The sequence below is a fragment of the Microbulbifer sp. MLAF003 genome (assembly GCF_030012965.1).
Classification (GTDB): Bacteria; Pseudomonadota; Gammaproteobacteria; order Pseudomonadales; family Cellvibrionaceae; genus Microbulbifer; species Microbulbifer variabilis.
Genome location: NZ_CP120232.1, coordinates 777,326 through 791,917 on the forward strand (window position 1 = coordinate 777,326; position 14,592 = coordinate 791,917).

At 54.0% G+C, this 14,592-nt stretch carries 14 protein-coding genes and 1 other RNA gene; 3 read left to right on the forward strand and 12 right to left on the reverse strand.

The window, feature by feature from the left end; genetic code table 11:
• Positions 1-11 precede the first annotated feature (11 nt).
• The 9 genes from P3339_RS03740 to P3339_RS03775 all read right to left on the reverse strand — a co-directional run bounded on the left by P3339_RS03740 (position 12) and on the right by P3339_RS03775 (position 9,948).
• Entirely contained in the window at positions 12-1,838 is a 1,827-nt protein-coding gene (locus tag P3339_RS03740) for a hypothetical protein (protein WP_282952473.1), read from the reverse strand.
• Positions 1,721-3,493 (reverse strand): S8 family peptidase, encoded by a 1,773-nt coding sequence (locus P3339_RS03745; RefSeq protein ID WP_282952474.1) that lies wholly within the window; start codon positions 3,491-3,493, stop codon positions 1,721-1,723. The genes P3339_RS03740 and P3339_RS03745 overlap by 118 nt, the downstream gene beginning before the upstream one ends.
• A 593-nt stretch (positions 3,494-4,086) precedes the next feature.
• Positions 4,087-4,353 (reverse strand): hypothetical protein, encoded by a 267-nt coding sequence (locus P3339_RS23735; protein WP_502867315.1) that lies wholly within the window; start codon positions 4,351-4,353, stop codon positions 4,087-4,089.
• A 567-nt stretch (positions 4,354-4,920) separates the two neighbouring features.
• Entirely contained in the window at positions 4,921-5,109 is a 189-nt protein-coding gene (locus tag P3339_RS23740) for a transposase (protein WP_502867327.1), read from the reverse strand.
• A gap of 585 nt (positions 5,110-5,694) precedes the next feature.
• Complete coding sequence (locus tag P3339_RS03755) at positions 5,695-5,973, reverse strand: Arm DNA-binding domain-containing protein (RefSeq protein WP_282952476.1); 279 nt, start codon at positions 5,971-5,973, stop codon at positions 5,695-5,697.
• Positions 5,974-6,093: 120 nt separating this feature from the next.
• Positions 6,094-6,483: a transfer-messenger RNA gene (gene ssrA, locus P3339_RS03760) on the reverse strand.
• A gap of 168 nt (positions 6,484-6,651) precedes the next feature.
• Positions 6,652-7,998: a sodium-dependent transporter gene (locus tag P3339_RS03765; RefSeq protein WP_282952477.1), complete on the reverse strand. Its 1,347-nt coding sequence runs from the start codon at positions 7,996-7,998 to the stop codon at positions 6,652-6,654.
• 39 nt (positions 7,999-8,037) lie between these two features.
• Positions 8,038-8,517, reverse strand: a complete 480-nt coding sequence (gene smpB / locus P3339_RS03770; RefSeq protein ID WP_020414621.1) for an SsrA-binding protein SmpB — start codon at positions 8,515-8,517, stop codon at positions 8,038-8,040.
• Between the two features lie 15 nt (positions 8,518-8,532).
• Complete coding sequence (locus P3339_RS03775) at positions 8,533-9,948, reverse strand: sodium-dependent transporter (protein WP_282952478.1); 1,416 nt, start codon at positions 9,946-9,948, stop codon at positions 8,533-8,535.
• A 193-nt stretch (positions 9,949-10,141) separates the two neighbouring features.
• Between P3339_RS03775 and P3339_RS03780 the strand changes: the two genes are divergently transcribed.
• Complete coding sequence (locus P3339_RS03780; RefSeq protein WP_020414623.1) at positions 10,142-10,582, forward strand: type II toxin-antitoxin system RatA family toxin; 441 nt, start codon at positions 10,142-10,144, stop codon at positions 10,580-10,582.
• A complete protein-coding gene (locus P3339_RS03785) occupies positions 10,579-10,926 on the forward strand; it encodes an RnfH family protein (protein ID WP_020414624.1) in 348 nt (115 codons plus the stop codon). Before P3339_RS03780 ends, P3339_RS03785 begins: the two co-directional genes overlap by 4 nt.
• Positions 10,927-10,928: 2 nt before the next feature.
• Here the strand turns inward: P3339_RS03785 and P3339_RS03790 are convergent, their stop codons facing one another.
• On the reverse strand, positions 10,929-11,273 hold the full coding sequence (locus P3339_RS03790; protein WP_020414625.1) for an outer membrane protein assembly factor BamE: 345 nt from the start codon (positions 11,271-11,273) through the stop codon (positions 10,929-10,931).
• A gap of 281 nt (positions 11,274-11,554) precedes the next feature.
• Between P3339_RS03790 and fur the strand changes: the two genes are divergently transcribed.
• Complete coding sequence (gene fur, locus P3339_RS03795) at positions 11,555-11,965, forward strand: ferric iron uptake transcriptional regulator (RefSeq protein ID WP_020414626.1); 411 nt, start codon at positions 11,555-11,557, stop codon at positions 11,963-11,965.
• A gap of 44 nt (positions 11,966-12,009) precedes the next feature.
• Here fur and P3339_RS03800 read toward each other — a convergent pair whose 3' ends face one another.
• Positions 12,010-12,615: a 1-acyl-sn-glycerol-3-phosphate acyltransferase gene (locus P3339_RS03800; RefSeq protein ID WP_020414627.1), complete on the reverse strand. Its 606-nt coding sequence runs from the start codon at positions 12,613-12,615 to the stop codon at positions 12,010-12,012.
• A 278-nt stretch (positions 12,616-12,893) separates the two neighbouring features.
• Positions 12,894-14,564: a DNA repair protein RecN gene (gene recN, locus P3339_RS03805; protein WP_282952479.1), complete on the reverse strand. Its 1,671-nt coding sequence runs from the start codon at positions 14,562-14,564 to the stop codon at positions 12,894-12,896.
• Positions 14,565-14,592 lie beyond the last annotated feature (28 nt).

Genomic DNA, 14,592 nt, shown 5'->3' on the forward strand with positions numbered 1-14,592 from the left:
TTTGCGCTCCTTCACTGCACAAAATCGTAAGTGACGATGAAATGGCTCTCGCCGGGCTCCAGCGCCAGCGGTCCCGGCAGGTCGAGTTGGAAAGTCAGTTCGCCGTCATCTGCTTGAAACCCACTGCTGGCAAGTATGGTGTCGCCCTCATCCAGGTTTCCGTTATTGTTGTTGTCCAGGTAGAGTTTTGCCCGGGCGATATCCAATCCATCGTCCCCGCTGCCGGATGCCTGTAAGGTCAGGGTGTTGAGTTCCGACTCCACGTCCGTCTCCAGGCTTAATACCTGCACCACCACATCCTCCTCGCCGGGGCTCGCCTCGCGATCGCCCGCAGTACCTGAATTAAACTTCACACCTGAACTTGGTGCCTGCTGGAACCGGGGGTTAAAGGGCTGGGCATCTTCGCTGTCCACCGTGCCGTCATTATCGGTATCCACTACCGTTGCCGCATTCAAGCCCAGCACGAAGGCGCCGCGAACCGTGTTCTGCATACTGTTGCCGGCACTGTCTGTGGCGACAATGCGCAGATCGGCGACGGCGGATTCCGACACTTCGGGCAGCTGGGCAACGTAGCGACCGTCTACCGGTGCGGTTTCCAGCGGCAACCAGTCACCCCCGCCCAGCGCCAGCTCGGTGGTCACAGAGTTGAGCGGCAACTGGCTTTCGAGGGACAAAAACAGCTTGGCGTTGCGGCGCGCATAGTGCGAAATCACGCCGTCATCCAGCAGTTCCAGCATAGCGATACGCGGCGCGGCGGCACCGTCCAGATTGTTGAGTTGCACCCGGGCGCTGGAGGTGTATTCCTCTTCACCGAGAGACGTGGTGTACTCGAAATCCACCTGCACCAAGGTGCATTCGCTGTCGGCGAAGAACAAGTATTCTTGAATAAAGTCGCTGCTGCTCAATTCACTATCGCCGGGCAGGCACAGGGCGCGGTATTTCGACTCCGGTCTATAGCCGTTGCCCCAGCTGTCCATTATCCAGCTCGAAGAAATACTGCCGATGTGGCTGGGAAGTAAGCGGTGATTGCCGCCGTCATTGCGCAGGCCCCCAGCAAAATACCTGGGGCCCTGACCCATAAGCATGATTCCGCTGGACCGCTCCAGTATTACCTCGGGGGTAGTGAAGTCCTTATCGCTAGGTCGCAGCTTGCGGTAGACCGTGCGGCCGACGGAAATTTCGTTACTGTGGGCCGCCGTGGTCTGATCTTCCCCTATGGGGACATACAAACTCAAAAATGTGGGCCAAGCGGCGATATCCTCCTCTTGCCCATGCAGGGTAAGCAGGGACGATTTGTGGGTCAACTCGATTGGGTTCGACCAAATGTTGATATCGGCATCGTACGTATTGAGCCCGTAACCCACGGTATAGCCCTCCCGATTCCAGAACGAATTACCGATCAGTAATTGCGTACTGCCGGAATTACTGAGATCGAAGTGCAGATCTTCAGACATGCCCTGTTGGCTGTGCTTAACCATATACAGCTTGCGGTCTTGCGGGTGCGCGTCCCCATCTTCCGCCAGACCCATATAGTTGACATGAAAGTTATCAGACAGGTTGCGCAGGGTTGTCGTCGGCATATCCCCACCGTACCTCTGGATCAAGGCCGACCCATGAATTTCGGGGTGGGTCACCTCAAGTGACTGTTCCACAAATTGGAGCGTCTTGCCGCTTTCTGTTTGCAGGGGGAATGCCAGCCCCCGAACTCTTGCAGGCACTACTAGTTCACCATCGGACCCGTGCCGGTTTTCAAACGCTTGCCAGACGTTATACCGCTCTCCATCAGCAAAGACGTCCGTACCGAACAGAATATTGATCGGCTCGTCACGCACCGCCATATGCAGGACCGGTTCAGTACTTTCGAAATCGAAGAGGCTCCCCTGGCAGACCAGCTCTCATTGAACACCAATGCGTAATAGGACCAGAATCCCCCCGGCGCCTCGGATTCACGCATGGCCAGTATCTCCGCGCGATGGAAGGCCACCGGCAGGCGCACCCGCTCTTCGCCGGACAAATATTCAAGCGCCGAATCGTAGGCGAGGTAAAGTGGTTCGAGGTAGGGCACTCGACTGTGATCGACATTCAGGTCGACGAGCTCGGCTCTGCTTGCACCCACTTCCAAATCGAACTGGTCGGCGGAAAGATCCAAGTCGGCGCCGGCGGGGAAAGTACCCCCGGTAGCAACTGTGAATTCGGCAGGAGCGCTCAGGTTTTTAATCGCCACCTGCAGGGATCTCTGGCTGTGAGCGCCCTGTCCAAAGTGCCCTGCATAGAGAGTTGGCGGGCTGACCAGAAAACGAGCGCTCGCCGCCGCGAAGGCATCCAACTGCCCGTTGCCCACCTCGGCCAGTTTGCCGTCCACCTGCGAGGCGCGGTTGACCAGCAGCGCCTTGATTTCGGCGCTGGTCAGTTCCGGATGCAACTGGCGCAGCAGCGCCGCGGCGCCTGCCACATGGGGCGCGGCAAATGAAGTACCGGATCCAGTTTGGAATCCGCCGCCCAGGTTGGCACTGGTGATATCCACGCCCGGCGCGAGCATCTCCGGCTTGACGCTGTTGCTGCTTAGGTCCAGGCTGGTACCGAACATGCCCCGGGAACTGAAGTCCGCCAGGTTGCCCGCCCCATCTACCGCACCTACGGTGACAATTTCCTCCGCGGAACCGGGGCTGCCAATGGAGTTGAGAAAGGGGCCGTCGTTGCCGGCGGCGGCGACCACCACGACACCGGCGCGCATGGCATTATTGGCGGCGACGGATAGAACCGAGTTGTTGCCACCCGCGCCGCCCAGGCTCAGATTGATCACGTCCACCGCATCATCCGTTTGCGGGTTTCCGTCCGGGTCCAGTGCGGCCTCAATGGCGGCGATGATGTTGCTTTCGCTGCCAAAGCCATAGTTGTTCAGTACCTTGTAGGCGTAGAGCTTGGCAGCAGGCGCTACCGCCGCGGCCACCCCTGCTACCATGGTGCCGTGAGAGTCGTCGTCCATGGGATCGCTATCGTCGTTCACGAAATCGTAGCCGCCGACCACGCGGCAGCCGTTGCCGAAACAGCCGCCCAGGTCTTCGTGTGTGTAATCGATACCGGTATCGATAATGGCGATGCTGGTCCCTTGTCCCTCCACGGCTCTGTCCTGCGCATCGCGTATTGCCCACACTTCCGGCGCGCGTACTTGTTGCAGACTGCCGGCCTGAAAAGCGCGTACCTGCCGGTCCCGCGTTACCGCGCGTACCTCCGGCATTGCGGCGATAGCGGGCAGCTGATCCACCCTGGCGGTTGCGCTGATGGCGTTTACTGCACGAGTAAAGCGGTGGTTGTGGCTCGTGATCAGTTTGCGCTGTTGAAGTTTGGCGACTATTTGCCGCTGGCGCAGGCCCAACTCTTGCTGCCGGGCGACGAAAGCGCGCATATCCCGCCGTGTGCCGATAGCGCCCGATGCACGAAAGCCAGCCTGCTCCGCAGCCGAAGGCCCGTGCAGTTCGATGATAATACGCACCTCTTCATCTGCACGATATCTGACCACCTCCGGCCAGGCTTGCCTGTTGGGCTCCGACTGAGACGCACCTTCGCGGGACACGCTCAACTGCAGAGAACGAGACTCTGAAGCTTTTCCCCCGGATCGGCTGCCGCGGATTGCAGTAACGCAACCAAGACGGTCGCTGCTAGATACTGCGGAATCGGTTTTACGCGCATAGTAAACCCCCTATTTAAGTAGTTGATCCTGAAAAAAACAAACACCCACCCCCAGTACCGGGCAGCGTGGGATTACGGGATAATTCGTACCAAACTCAGCTTTCAAGGCGTAAGTAAAAGAGCCATATTGTTAATGAGTGTGGATTTGAGGCTAAAAATATTGATGAAAGCGCTTTTTTTAGGTCGAAATAAAAAGCTTCCAGAGCCTTAACTATCCATTTTTTTAATTCCAGGTGCATGCGGCCTTGAAAAGGCTGATCGCATCACCCACGGTGCCTTTAAGGAAGTTTCTTGACAGAAGAAAATCAGATTTCAGGTGTCCAATTAACGGCTCAATTGCCGCTCGACGCCGACATTTTTTCCGATTCTTTTCTCGCTGGTAGCGATCATCCCTTTTCAACGCAGGTTTGGGCGAAAATTATTTTCGCACCCTCGACCATCTTCTTTCCCGCGATAGACCCGATCCCATATGGCCCCTTCAATCTTGGATTCTCTGACTTCATAAGCCTTGCTAATCACTTCATCTAAGGTCTTGCTATCGTGAATTTTTTCGTGGTGATTCATAGCAATTAGAATAATGCCGTCTTTCGCGGTAGAGACAATAGCAGCTTTGCTGCCATACTCATATGGCTTATGATCTTTACCCTTGTCAACACAATACACTTGCGGTTCGTGTAAGCTGTAGATTTTGTATTTATCATTTTATATTGTTTCAAGATACACTCACGCAGCGCAAAATCACCCTGACAGATGTAAAAGACTTTTAGGTAATTTTCTTTTCAATTCCTGCAAAAAATACCCGTTATGGTACGCAGCCATTTTGCTGATTCTTTTTGCGTTGGAACGCTTCTTGACATGGTGAAAGAAACGCAGTTTAAGTCGCATTTCTTTTTCTTCCTTGGCATAGGCTAGGTGCTGCTGAGTACCGTTGTGTTTAGCGAGTTTATTAAGGCGGTTAATAAATTTGATCGCGAGCTTACCATCCGATGGGTAAGTAATAAATAAATTTCTCTTGTACTTTAGTATCGATATTTACGGTTTTATCTTCAATAAGATTGGCATGGAGTTGCACCGACATCTTGAAATTTTTTTCAACAATGAACTCGCCAATGCGGCTGCGAAAATGCAGCCATTCTATGGGGCAGGGGGCTTTATTCTGGAAAGATATTAAACTACAGAAGGACTGATAGTAGGGGGTTCGTTACCATTGAAGTACAGCATTCCCGTCACTCAAATGTTCCAATGCTTGAGTATAAGTAGACTGATGAGGAGGTGAATGGGAATGCTCGGGTGTCCTTTTTTGTCAGAATAAAAGTGCCCAAAAGTGCGATCAAAATCTATCCAGGGGATTTCTTTTGAGAGTAATAGTAGTGGATCTGACGGATCAAGTTGGTCAAGGAGGTCAGTACCAAATGGTATATCTACCTCGCCTTAGTGTCACAAGACTTCACGGAATTTTTTAGGGCCGACTAGTTAATTTTATCGTAATGGTAAGTCAGGAAAGGACCTCTTTGCATGGGAGTAGTTTTTGAGTCCATAAAAAGGGCTGGATTTATTGTCTATAGCCACATACAAAGCTTAAGTATTTGAGTTTATGAGCGGTACCTTGGTGTCAATTATCTTGATTGCACACTATAAAATCACATAATCATTTTCCTCTATTTGCCTCTGGTAGATAGATAAATCGATACTGGATTATATCCGCATTACCTTTCGAAGCGTTTGACTAATCACTTGTCATAATACTCCCTAAAAAAACTGGGTAAGGAATCGCAGGGATGAAGCTTTTTGTACCCACATTAGGCGTGAAAGATAATGATGGCTTCTTGTCATAATAGGAGGGGAAGATAGTTTTAGGGCTGCTTTTACTACGGGGGTGCCATGGTATTCGTCTATGGCAGTTAGCAGATGGCAAACTTCAGGTGGGCTTATCTCGGAAATGGGGCATTAACCCAGATAGGGTTTTAAGTCTCGCTATAGTGTGAGGATGTTGCGGCTGGTTTTCTAGGCGGATTTCTTACGGGCATGTTTTATATCGCGAGGGTCGATACCTTCGGCAACACGCTGTCGGGCTTCATCGCGAAATTCGCGGGCATATTTTGGGCTCATATCTGGCGAGAACCCTAGTGCCGTCTCCGGGCGTTTGCCGTGAAGGCGGAAACGGAATACCCAGCGCTTGGCCCCGGTCGGGGTCACTTCGATTGCCAGCCCTTTCTCATCGGACTCGATGTACTTCTTCTCGCGGGGCTTGAGGGCGCGGACCTTGGTGTCAGACAGCGGCATAGCTCACCTTCCATGGAATTTGGACGGGTTAGCTTAGATTAACTGGGATGGTCCAGATAAGCAAAAACCCCGGAAACTCTAGGTTTGCGGGGCTTTCGTGGGCTGTCTGAGACAGCAATTTGGTGGAGATGGCGGGAGTCGAACCCGCGTCCGTCAGCACTCTGCCAGAGGCTCTACATGCTTAGCTCCGTCTATTGATTTAACCCATTACAGCCCGGCGGTCAGGACGTATAGGGCGATCCCGAAAGTTGTTTAACCGCTTACCCACGGGTATGGCTTGCGGCGATCCAGTTCTGTATAACAGTCTACAGCGCGATACTGGAACCTTGCTGAAGACTGCTAAGGGACGAACCCTTAGTTAGCGCTTCACAAGCTGCTTACGCAGCGAGTTGGGCACCGTAGTTGTCGTCGTTGGCAACTAATAAAATACAGCTTTGGATTTACGAGATTCGCTGCCATCTCGGCATGCACCCAAGGTTTCGTAACCGGCGTCGAATCCAAGTCATCCCCGATAAGAAACACTCTCGTGTGTCATCTAAGTATACCTCAAACTTGGCCTCAGCAATAAGTTTTTACGTGCTAGATGTTTTGCTGGCTGTTTGGGGCTGTTTTGGTGCGGTGTTAGGAAAGTGGAGGGTAGCCCCGGCTGGCTGCGGCCGGGGCAGGTATGAGGAGTGATTACATAATTGACTGGGCGAAGGCTACCAGGATCAACAGTGGGCATACGATGCGCACATACCAGGGCCAGATCTTCCAGAACAGGGTGTGTTCAATATCCTCGTGGCCTTTTTTCAGCTCACCCAGTAGCTGGTCACGGCGCCAGATCCAGCCTGCAAAGATACACAGGGCGATACCAAGCAGGGGCTGTCCGTATTCAGTACTGATACTGACTGCCAGTCCAAACAGGGTGTCGAAGTTGTAAATAATGGTGCTGCTGATGGCGAATATGACCAGGCCTACCGCTGGGGTGGCGATACGGCGTGGAATCCCCAGGTTCTCAATCGAGAAAGCCACCGGCACTTCCAGCATAGAGATGGAGGAGGTGAGGGAGGCAATCACCATCAGGGCAAAGAAGGCAATGGCTACGAATACACCAGCTTCGCCCATGGTATCGAACAGTGCTGGCAGTACCTGCAGGATCAGGTTGGGCCCGGCAATCAGGGCGCCGTCAGCGGCGAAGATCTGGGTGCCGGCTTCCTGGGCTACATACATGGCGGGCAGGATCAGCAGGCCGGCGGTGAAGGCGATACCAACATCAATCAGGGTGACCAGGGCACCGAGGCGCGGCAGGCTCTCCTGCTGGCTCAGGTAAGAGCCATAGATCAGCATGGTGCCTACACCCAGAGACAGAGAGAAGAAAGCCTGGCCCATGGCGGAAATCAGCAGCTTCGGGGTGAAGTGACTGAAGTCCGGCATCAGGTACACCTCCAGGCCGGTAAAGGCGCCGGGCTGGGTGAGTACATAGGCGATCAAAAGTAGCAACAGGATGATCAGGGAGGGCATCAGCAGGGTGGACCAGCGCTCGATACCTTTCTCAACACCGCTGGCAATAATCAACATGGTGAGGCCACTGAAAATTGCGGTAAAGATCAGATTGCGCTGGGTACTGTTTTCGGTGAGCCACTGTGCGGCTTCCTGGGCACCAAACAGGGCTGCAAAAGGCTCGGCCAGATGTGCCACCATCCAGCCGGCCACAATGGCGTAGAAGCTAAGAATCAGGGAGGCCACCAGGATACCGCCAAAGCCGGTAAGGCTGCCGAAAAAGCGGCTCACAGGACCAGTGGAGATAGCGCGTAGTGCCTGTACCATATTGCGCCGTGCGTAACGGCCAATGGTGAGTTCGGCCATCAGTGCCGGGTAGGCGAGGGCAAAGGCCAAAAACAGGTAGGCCACCACAAAGGCGGCGCCGCCGTTACTGGCGGCTTTGGTGGGGAAGCCCCAAATATTGCCGAGGCCCACGGCGGACCCCGCCGCGGCCATCAAAAAGCCAATATTCGAGCTGAACTGTCCTCGCGGTGCACTCATGATAAATCCCGTAATTATTCTTTTATTTGTCTCTGTGCACTACTTGTGCGTCGCGCGCATCAGGCGTTGCTTTTCGCGGTTCCAATCGCGCTTTTTCTCGGTTTCGCGTTTGTCATGCATAGCCTTACCTTTGGCCAGGCAAACTTCGCATTTGACCAGATGACCTTTCCAATACAGGGCGGTGGCCACCACGGTGTGTCCCTTTTGCTCCACGGCGGCAATCAGCTTGGATAGCTCGCGTTTGGTGAGCAGCAGGCGACGGGTGCGGTCGGGCTCGGTGACATAGTGGGTGGAGGCACTGGGCAGCGGCTGGATATTGGAACCCAGCAGCCAGGCTTCGCCATTTTTGAAAATGACATAGCTGTCGGTGAGCTGGGCCTTGCCCTCACGACAGCTTTTCACTTCCCAGCCCTGCATCTCAACGCCCGCCTCAAACTTCTCTTCAATGAAGTAGTCGTGCCGGGCCTTCTTGTTGAGGGCGATGGTATTGGATGTTTGCGCTTTCTTTTTCTTGGCCATGAAAACTTCTAATGACTAGATAAAACTGTGTCCAAAAAACTTCAGGGCCACGGTGTTGATAAAGATCAACAGCAGTATCAGTGGGATAAAGGTGCCCAGGGAGAAGTTTATGTATTTTTGTGAGAAGGAGCCGGCGAAGGCCGCATCGCCTTCCTGAAGCTCCTTGTCAAAGTTGGCTTTCTTCCACTTGTAGATCACGAACAGACATACCAGCAGGCCGTTCAGGGGCAGGATGGTGTCGTAGAAAATGATCTCCACTAAATCGAAGAAGGACTTGTTGACGCCGGCCAACTGTACAAATTCAGTGAGCCAGTTGACCATGCCAAAGGAAACGGCGCAAGCGATGGCCAGTACAAACTGTATTCCGGCGACAACGTAAATGGCCTTTTGACGCTCCATATTGCGCTCGTCGCGCAGGGTGGCAATGGGCACTTCAATAATGGAAACCAGGGAAGTGATTGCTGCCACCAGAACCAGGAAGAAGAAGATCGCAGCTACGGCACTTGCGCCGAAATAGCCGATGCTGTCCTGCAGGGCGAGGAAGATCTTCGGCAGGAACAGGAAGATCATGCCTGCGGAAGACTCGCTCAATTCAGAGGGATCAATCTGCGGGTTAAAGTGGAAGATGCTCGGCAGGATCAGCAGGCCTGCAGTAAATGCAACCAGGGTGTCAGTAATGGCTACCGCACGGGAAGAGCCGGGAATGGAGTCCCGCTTTTTCATATAAGAGCCGTAGGTAATCATGATGCCCATACCCAGAGACAGCGAGAAGAAAGCCTGGGCCATGGCTTTACTCACCACGTTGCCGTCGATCTTGCTGAAATCCGGTACCAGGTAGTACTTCACTCCAAGGATGGCGTTATCCAGGGTCAATACAAAAATTACCAGGCCCAGCAGCATAACGAACAGCATCGGCATCAGGGTTTTTGCCGCGCGTTCAATACCGTCTTTAACCCCCATAGCGAGAATGGCATTGATGATCAGCATCAGTACCACCAGGTAAATAAATACCTGAGGGGTGTTAATAAAGTGAATAAAGAAATCTGGTGTTGCCAGTGTGGCCAGGTTGCCGGTGACGGTTTCAATTAAGTAACCGAGTACCCACACGGTAACCACTAAATAGAAAACCGCGATCATAAAAGGTGTAGCGAGGGCCAGCCATCCGGGAATACGCCACAGGTTTGAGCCATTGGAGAGTTGGCGGTAGGCGCCGACAGGGTCTTTGTCGGAGCGGCGCCCTATAGCAAGTTCGGCCATCATAACCGGCAGGCAGATCAGGAAAACGAAGAGAGCGTAAACCAGCAGGAAGGCACCCCCGCTCTTGGTGGCCGCCACTGGAAATGCCACCAAATTACCAATTCCAACTGCGGAACCCGCAGCGGCCAGGATAAAGCCCAGCCTTGACCCAAAATGCTCTCTCACGGCGGTCATAGTACTCTCGCTATTATTTTTTATCGGATACAGCTTTCGTTTTTGTTATTCCAGCGAGACTGGGGGTGTCCCGATGGCAAAAAACGCGATTGTTACAGGAATTGTCTTGCTTGAGTAGCGCTGGCTGGCAAAATTAGCGGCCAGACGACGATCCTGGGCGATTGTGCCCGAAGGACTGGCTTAGGCAGCAGGAATGACTGAAATTGAACGCAGCGCGTTGGTGATGTACAGCGCAGAACAAATGTTTGACCTGGTCAATGATGTGGCCAGTTACCCGCAGTTTTTACCGGGGTGTCGCGGGGCGGAAGTTTTGCATAGCGATGAACAGACATTGGAGGCGCGGCTGGAATTGTCGCGCGCGGGTATACGCCAGAGCTTTGTTACCCGCAATAAACTGGATCGACCCCAAAGCATGACCCTGACACTGGTGGATGGTCCCTTTGAATCATTTACCGGCCAGTGGCAATTTTCCCCGCTTTCTGAAAATGCCTGCAAGGTGACTTTCACCCTGGCATTTTCCCTGAAAAGCCGTTTGATCGCCGCCGCTGCCGGCAAGCTTTTCAGTGATCTGGCCAACCAGATGGTGGCAGTAATGTGTGAGCGTGCCGAAGTGATTTACGGGAAACCCCAATGACAGAAGAAAAGATGATTTCGGTGGAGGTGGTTTATGCACTGCCTCACGAGCAACGCCTGATGCGCTTATTGGTAAAGCAGGGAACTACCGCGCGGGAAGCTTTGATTCGCTCGGGAATTCCAGATGAGTATCCGGAGGTAGATCCGGACAGCGCCAAGATGGGGATATTTGCCCAGCCCCTCGGCAGTAAGGGGCTACCGCCTGCGGAAAGCTATGAATTGCAGCCAGGGGACAGGGTAGAGGTATATCGGCCGCTCATTGCAGATCCGAAAGAGGCGCGCAAGCAGCGCGCCGAGAAGGCCAAGCGTCTGGCTGAGAAAAAGAAGGATGCGGAGGGGTCCTGAACTCAGGGCCAGCCCGCCGGCTTCCAGTCACCGCTGGTAGAAACCAGTGAGTCCTCATCAAAATAAACGCTAAAGCGCTTCTGGGTATACTGGCCCTTCTTATCGCGTATGCGATTGACGTAGTCCCAGCGGTTGGGGTTGTAGGTGTCTTCCAGAAGCGGTGTGCCCAGAACAAACTGCACTTGGCGGCGGGTCATGCCCGGCTTGAGTTGGTCCACCATTTCCTGGGTGATGATATTACCCTGTTGAATTTCGATGCGGTGTACGCCGGGAAACTTAACCAGTGTGCAGGCACCTAATAAGGCGCATAGACTGGCGATGGCGATAAATCTCAGGCTAGACGGCATTCATTGCTCCATTATGATGTTCTTTCACACGGCACCTCTCGCACAAATTTTATACGGTTAACCGAAATAGGCTCCGTGAGAGGAGGAAAGTTCCCCCGCTTGCGCGATTTGCCCCTGTCGAAGTGATCGGGGTTCCGCTAACTCCGTAGGGCATGGGATAATACCCGAAGAGTTGGTTCGCTGACAGACGGAACTCTGAGGTCTTATACGGGTATAGATCTCTGCAGCGGGCTGTTACAAGTAAAGACAATCCATAAAATCCTGTCGGGAAAAATTTATTCATGTCGAACGAAAACCAGGAATTGCGCAAAGCGGGCCTCAAGGTCACTCTGCCGCGGGTTAAGATTCTACAGTTGCTGGAGAGCACCAGTGAGCAGCATCTGAGTGCAGAAGATGTCTACAAGCTACTGTTGGAAGCGGGTGAGGATGTCGGCCTGGCTACTGTTTACCGGGTTTTGACCCAGTTTGAGAGCGCTGGCCTGGTTGTGCGCCACAATTTTGATGGCGGCCACTCTGTATTTGAGCTGGATCGCGGTGATCACCACGATCATATGGTGTGTACCGATACCGGTAAGGTAATCGAATTCCACAATGAGGAAATCGAAGAGCTGCAGCGCCAGATCGCCGAAGAGCACGGCTATGAGCTAACAGGCCACAGTCTGGTGCTTTATGTGAAAGCGAAAGAAAAGTAGATTATTTCAGGTGCGGCCTTCGCCGCACCCATTCCCTTGCCTGCTTATTGCTGTGGCTGGCAGGGCGGCGTGTAGAGTTCCGGGAATTTGCCGATCTTGTCCGCATAAAACTCCCTCAACTTGGCCAATTCGGCTTCCAGGTTTTCCCCTAATTGGGCAATCGGGCCAATACCCACTTCTTTCTTAGAGAAATTGATAAAGCCCAATACCAGTGGCACCTTGGCGCTGCGCGCAATATGGTAAAAGCCAGACTTCCAGCGCTCGGCTACGGCGCGTGTCCCTTCGGGTGGGATAGCGATGACCAGTTCTTTGCGCAGTTTGAACTGGCGAACAGTGGCATCCACCAGGTTATTGGCTTTGCTGCGATCTACGGCGATACCGCCAAACCAGCGCATAGGTCCGCCGAGGGGAAACTTGAACAGTTTGTCCTTGCCCATCCACTGCGGGGTCATCTTCAGTTTGAGCGCGGCGAGAATAAAGTAGTAGCCGTCCCAGTTGGTGGTGTGGGGAGCCCCAATCAATACGTACTTTTTCAGCTTAAGTGACTGCTGGTCGCCATTAACGCGCCAGCCGTGCAATTTCAGGAGCAGTTTGGCTACCTGGCGCAGCAGGGGCGTGACAATGGGGGTGTTAAAAATCGTTCTCTGCATAAACTCGGCCGATACTACTCAAACAAAGTTAAACAAGCGGCTGAGTATATGGTGACTTCTGCCGCCATACCCAGTCATATTTGGTCAATTTGTCCTAAAACGGCATATCTCACCCGCAAGCAGGCTATTTTGCCCGATTGTATGGCGGTTATTTATTGATCTGCGGGATTTCATTGCTCAACAGCCGGATTTTGGATGCCTCTGTCTGTCTGTGCGGTCAGGCTGTTCTGGGGTGGCAGCCAAACAGGTAAGTAGAACCTGCTTGGCTCAGCCTTGCATTAGTGGGTCCTGGAGAGCATCTCTTCTGCGTGGGCCAGGGATTGGGTGCTGGGAGCACCGCCGAGCATTCGTGCGATTTCCTCACGGCGCTCGCCGTTTAGCAGTTCGCGCAGAGCCACAAAGGCCCGCTCACCGTCACTGTGTTTTTCCACCAGGTACTGGCGATGGGCCCTGGCTGCCACCTGTGCCAGGTGGGTAACGCAGATTACCTGGCCTGTGCGGCCATTGCGGGTCTCACCCAGCTGGCGTAGCAGGCGCCCCACAACATCACCTGTGGCACCGCCGATGCCCACATCCACTTCATCGAAGACCAGTGTGGGGGTGCGTGAAGTCTGTGCTGTTACCACTTGGATCGCGAGGCTGACTCGCGAAAGTTCACCGCCGGAGGCAATTTTACCCAGTGCCCGAGGGGGCTGGCCGGGATTGGTGGAGATCAGGATTTCCACCTCCTCGAGCCCATGGCTGCAGGGCTTGTCCAGGGTTTGCAGGGCCAGTTCGACCTTTGCATGGGGCATGGCCAGATCGCCCAGTTGTTGATTCACTGCGTGGGCAAGCGCTGTGGCAGCCTTTGCCCGCAGTTTGCTCAACTTGCCTGCAGTTTTGCGGAATTGCTGCTCCAGTTTTTCACATTCCGCTGCGAGTCGCTCCAGGGCGTCTGCGGAGCCTATATCGTCCAGTTCTTCTTGCAGCTGTTGCTGCAGGGATGGCAGTTCTTTGGGTTGTACACGGTGTTTGCGCGCTGCCTGGTAAATAGCGCTGAGGCGTTCCTCCACTTCTGACAGGCGTTCGGGGTCCATTTCAAAGCGGTCGATATGCCGAGATAGAGTGCCGGCAGCCTCATCCACCTGAATGCGAGCGCTGTCGAGCATTTGCGCCACTTCCACCAGTGCCGGTGCCTGCTCGGGCATGGCCGATAGCAGTTGCAGGGCGCGGTGAATTTGCTCGGCGATATCGCCTTCGCCGCCGGACAGAAGGGCGGCCAGTTGGTAGCTGCCGCTTAGGATTTCACCGGCATTGGCCAACTGGCGCTGCTCACTCTCCAGGGCTTCCACTTCTCCCTCACTCAAGTCCAGTTGCTCAAGCTCTTTGAGCTGGTACTGCAATAGGTGGCGCCGTGCCTCGGCCTCTTCAACACTGTTGGCCAGGGTGCGGTAGCGGCGGTATTGGTCTTGCCAGGTCTTGTAGCGGCTGCGGGTTTCAGCAGCCAGCTCCTGGACTTGGGCAAACTCGTCCAGCAGGCGACGGTGAGTGTCCTTTTTCAGTAAAGATTGATGTTCGTGCTGGCTGTGAATGTCGATCAGCTGCTCACCCAGGGCGCGCAATTGCAGCAGGGTAACCGGTTGGCCATTGATATAGGCCCGCGAGCGTCCATCTGCGCCGATAGTGCGGCGCAGGATAACTTCCTGTCCTGCATCCAACTCCTGGGATTTGAGCCATGGGCCCGCTGCTGGGTGCTCGGAGATATCAAAAGTGGCACTAATATCGGCGCGATTGGCCCCAGTGCGCACCAGTTCGGCACTGCCGCGACCACCCAGGGCGAGCCCCAATGCGTCCAGAGTGATGGATTTGCCCGCGCCGGTCTCGCCGGTGAGGGTGCTGGTACCGGGACCGAACTCCAACTCCAGTTGGTCCACCAGGGTGAATTGGCTGATAGACAAGTGCAGCAACATATAGAGATCGCTTCTGTGTCCTTTTATA

Coding starts and splice junctions, on each gene's coding strand:
- P3339_RS03740 (WP_282952473.1), bottom strand. CDS start 1,838: ATGGCGGTGCGTGACGAGCCGATCAATATTCTGTTCGGTACGGACGTC.
- P3339_RS03755 (WP_282952476.1), bottom strand. CDS start 5,973: ATGCCGCTGTCTGACACCAAGGTCCGCGCCCTCAAGCCCCGCGAGAAG.
- P3339_RS03765 (WP_282952477.1), bottom strand. CDS start 7,998: ATGAGTGCACCGCGAGGACAGTTCAGCTCGAATATTGGCTTTTTGATG.
- smpB (WP_020414621.1), bottom strand. CDS start 8,517: ATGGCCAAGAAAAAGAAAGCGCAAACATCCAATACCATCGCCCTCAAC.
- P3339_RS03775 (WP_282952478.1), bottom strand. CDS start 9,948: ATGACCGCCGTGAGAGAGCATTTTGGGTCAAGGCTGGGCTTTATCCTG.
- P3339_RS03780 (WP_020414623.1), top strand. CDS start 10,142: ATGACTGAAATTGAACGCAGCGCGTTGGTGATGTACAGCGCAGAACAA.
- P3339_RS03785 (WP_020414624.1), top strand. CDS start 10,579: ATGACAGAAGAAAAGATGATTTCGGTGGAGGTGGTTTATGCACTGCCT.
- P3339_RS03790 (WP_020414625.1), bottom strand. CDS start 11,273: ATGCCGTCTAGCCTGAGATTTATCGCCATCGCCAGTCTATGCGCCTTA.
- fur (WP_020414626.1), top strand. CDS start 11,555: ATGTCGAACGAAAACCAGGAATTGCGCAAAGCGGGCCTCAAGGTCACT.
- P3339_RS03800 (WP_020414627.1), bottom strand. CDS start 12,615: ATGCAGAGAACGATTTTTAACACCCCCATTGTCACGCCCCTGCTGCGC.
- recN (WP_282952479.1), bottom strand. CDS start 14,564: ATGTTGCTGCACTTGTCTATCAGCCAATTCACCCTGGTGGACCAACTG.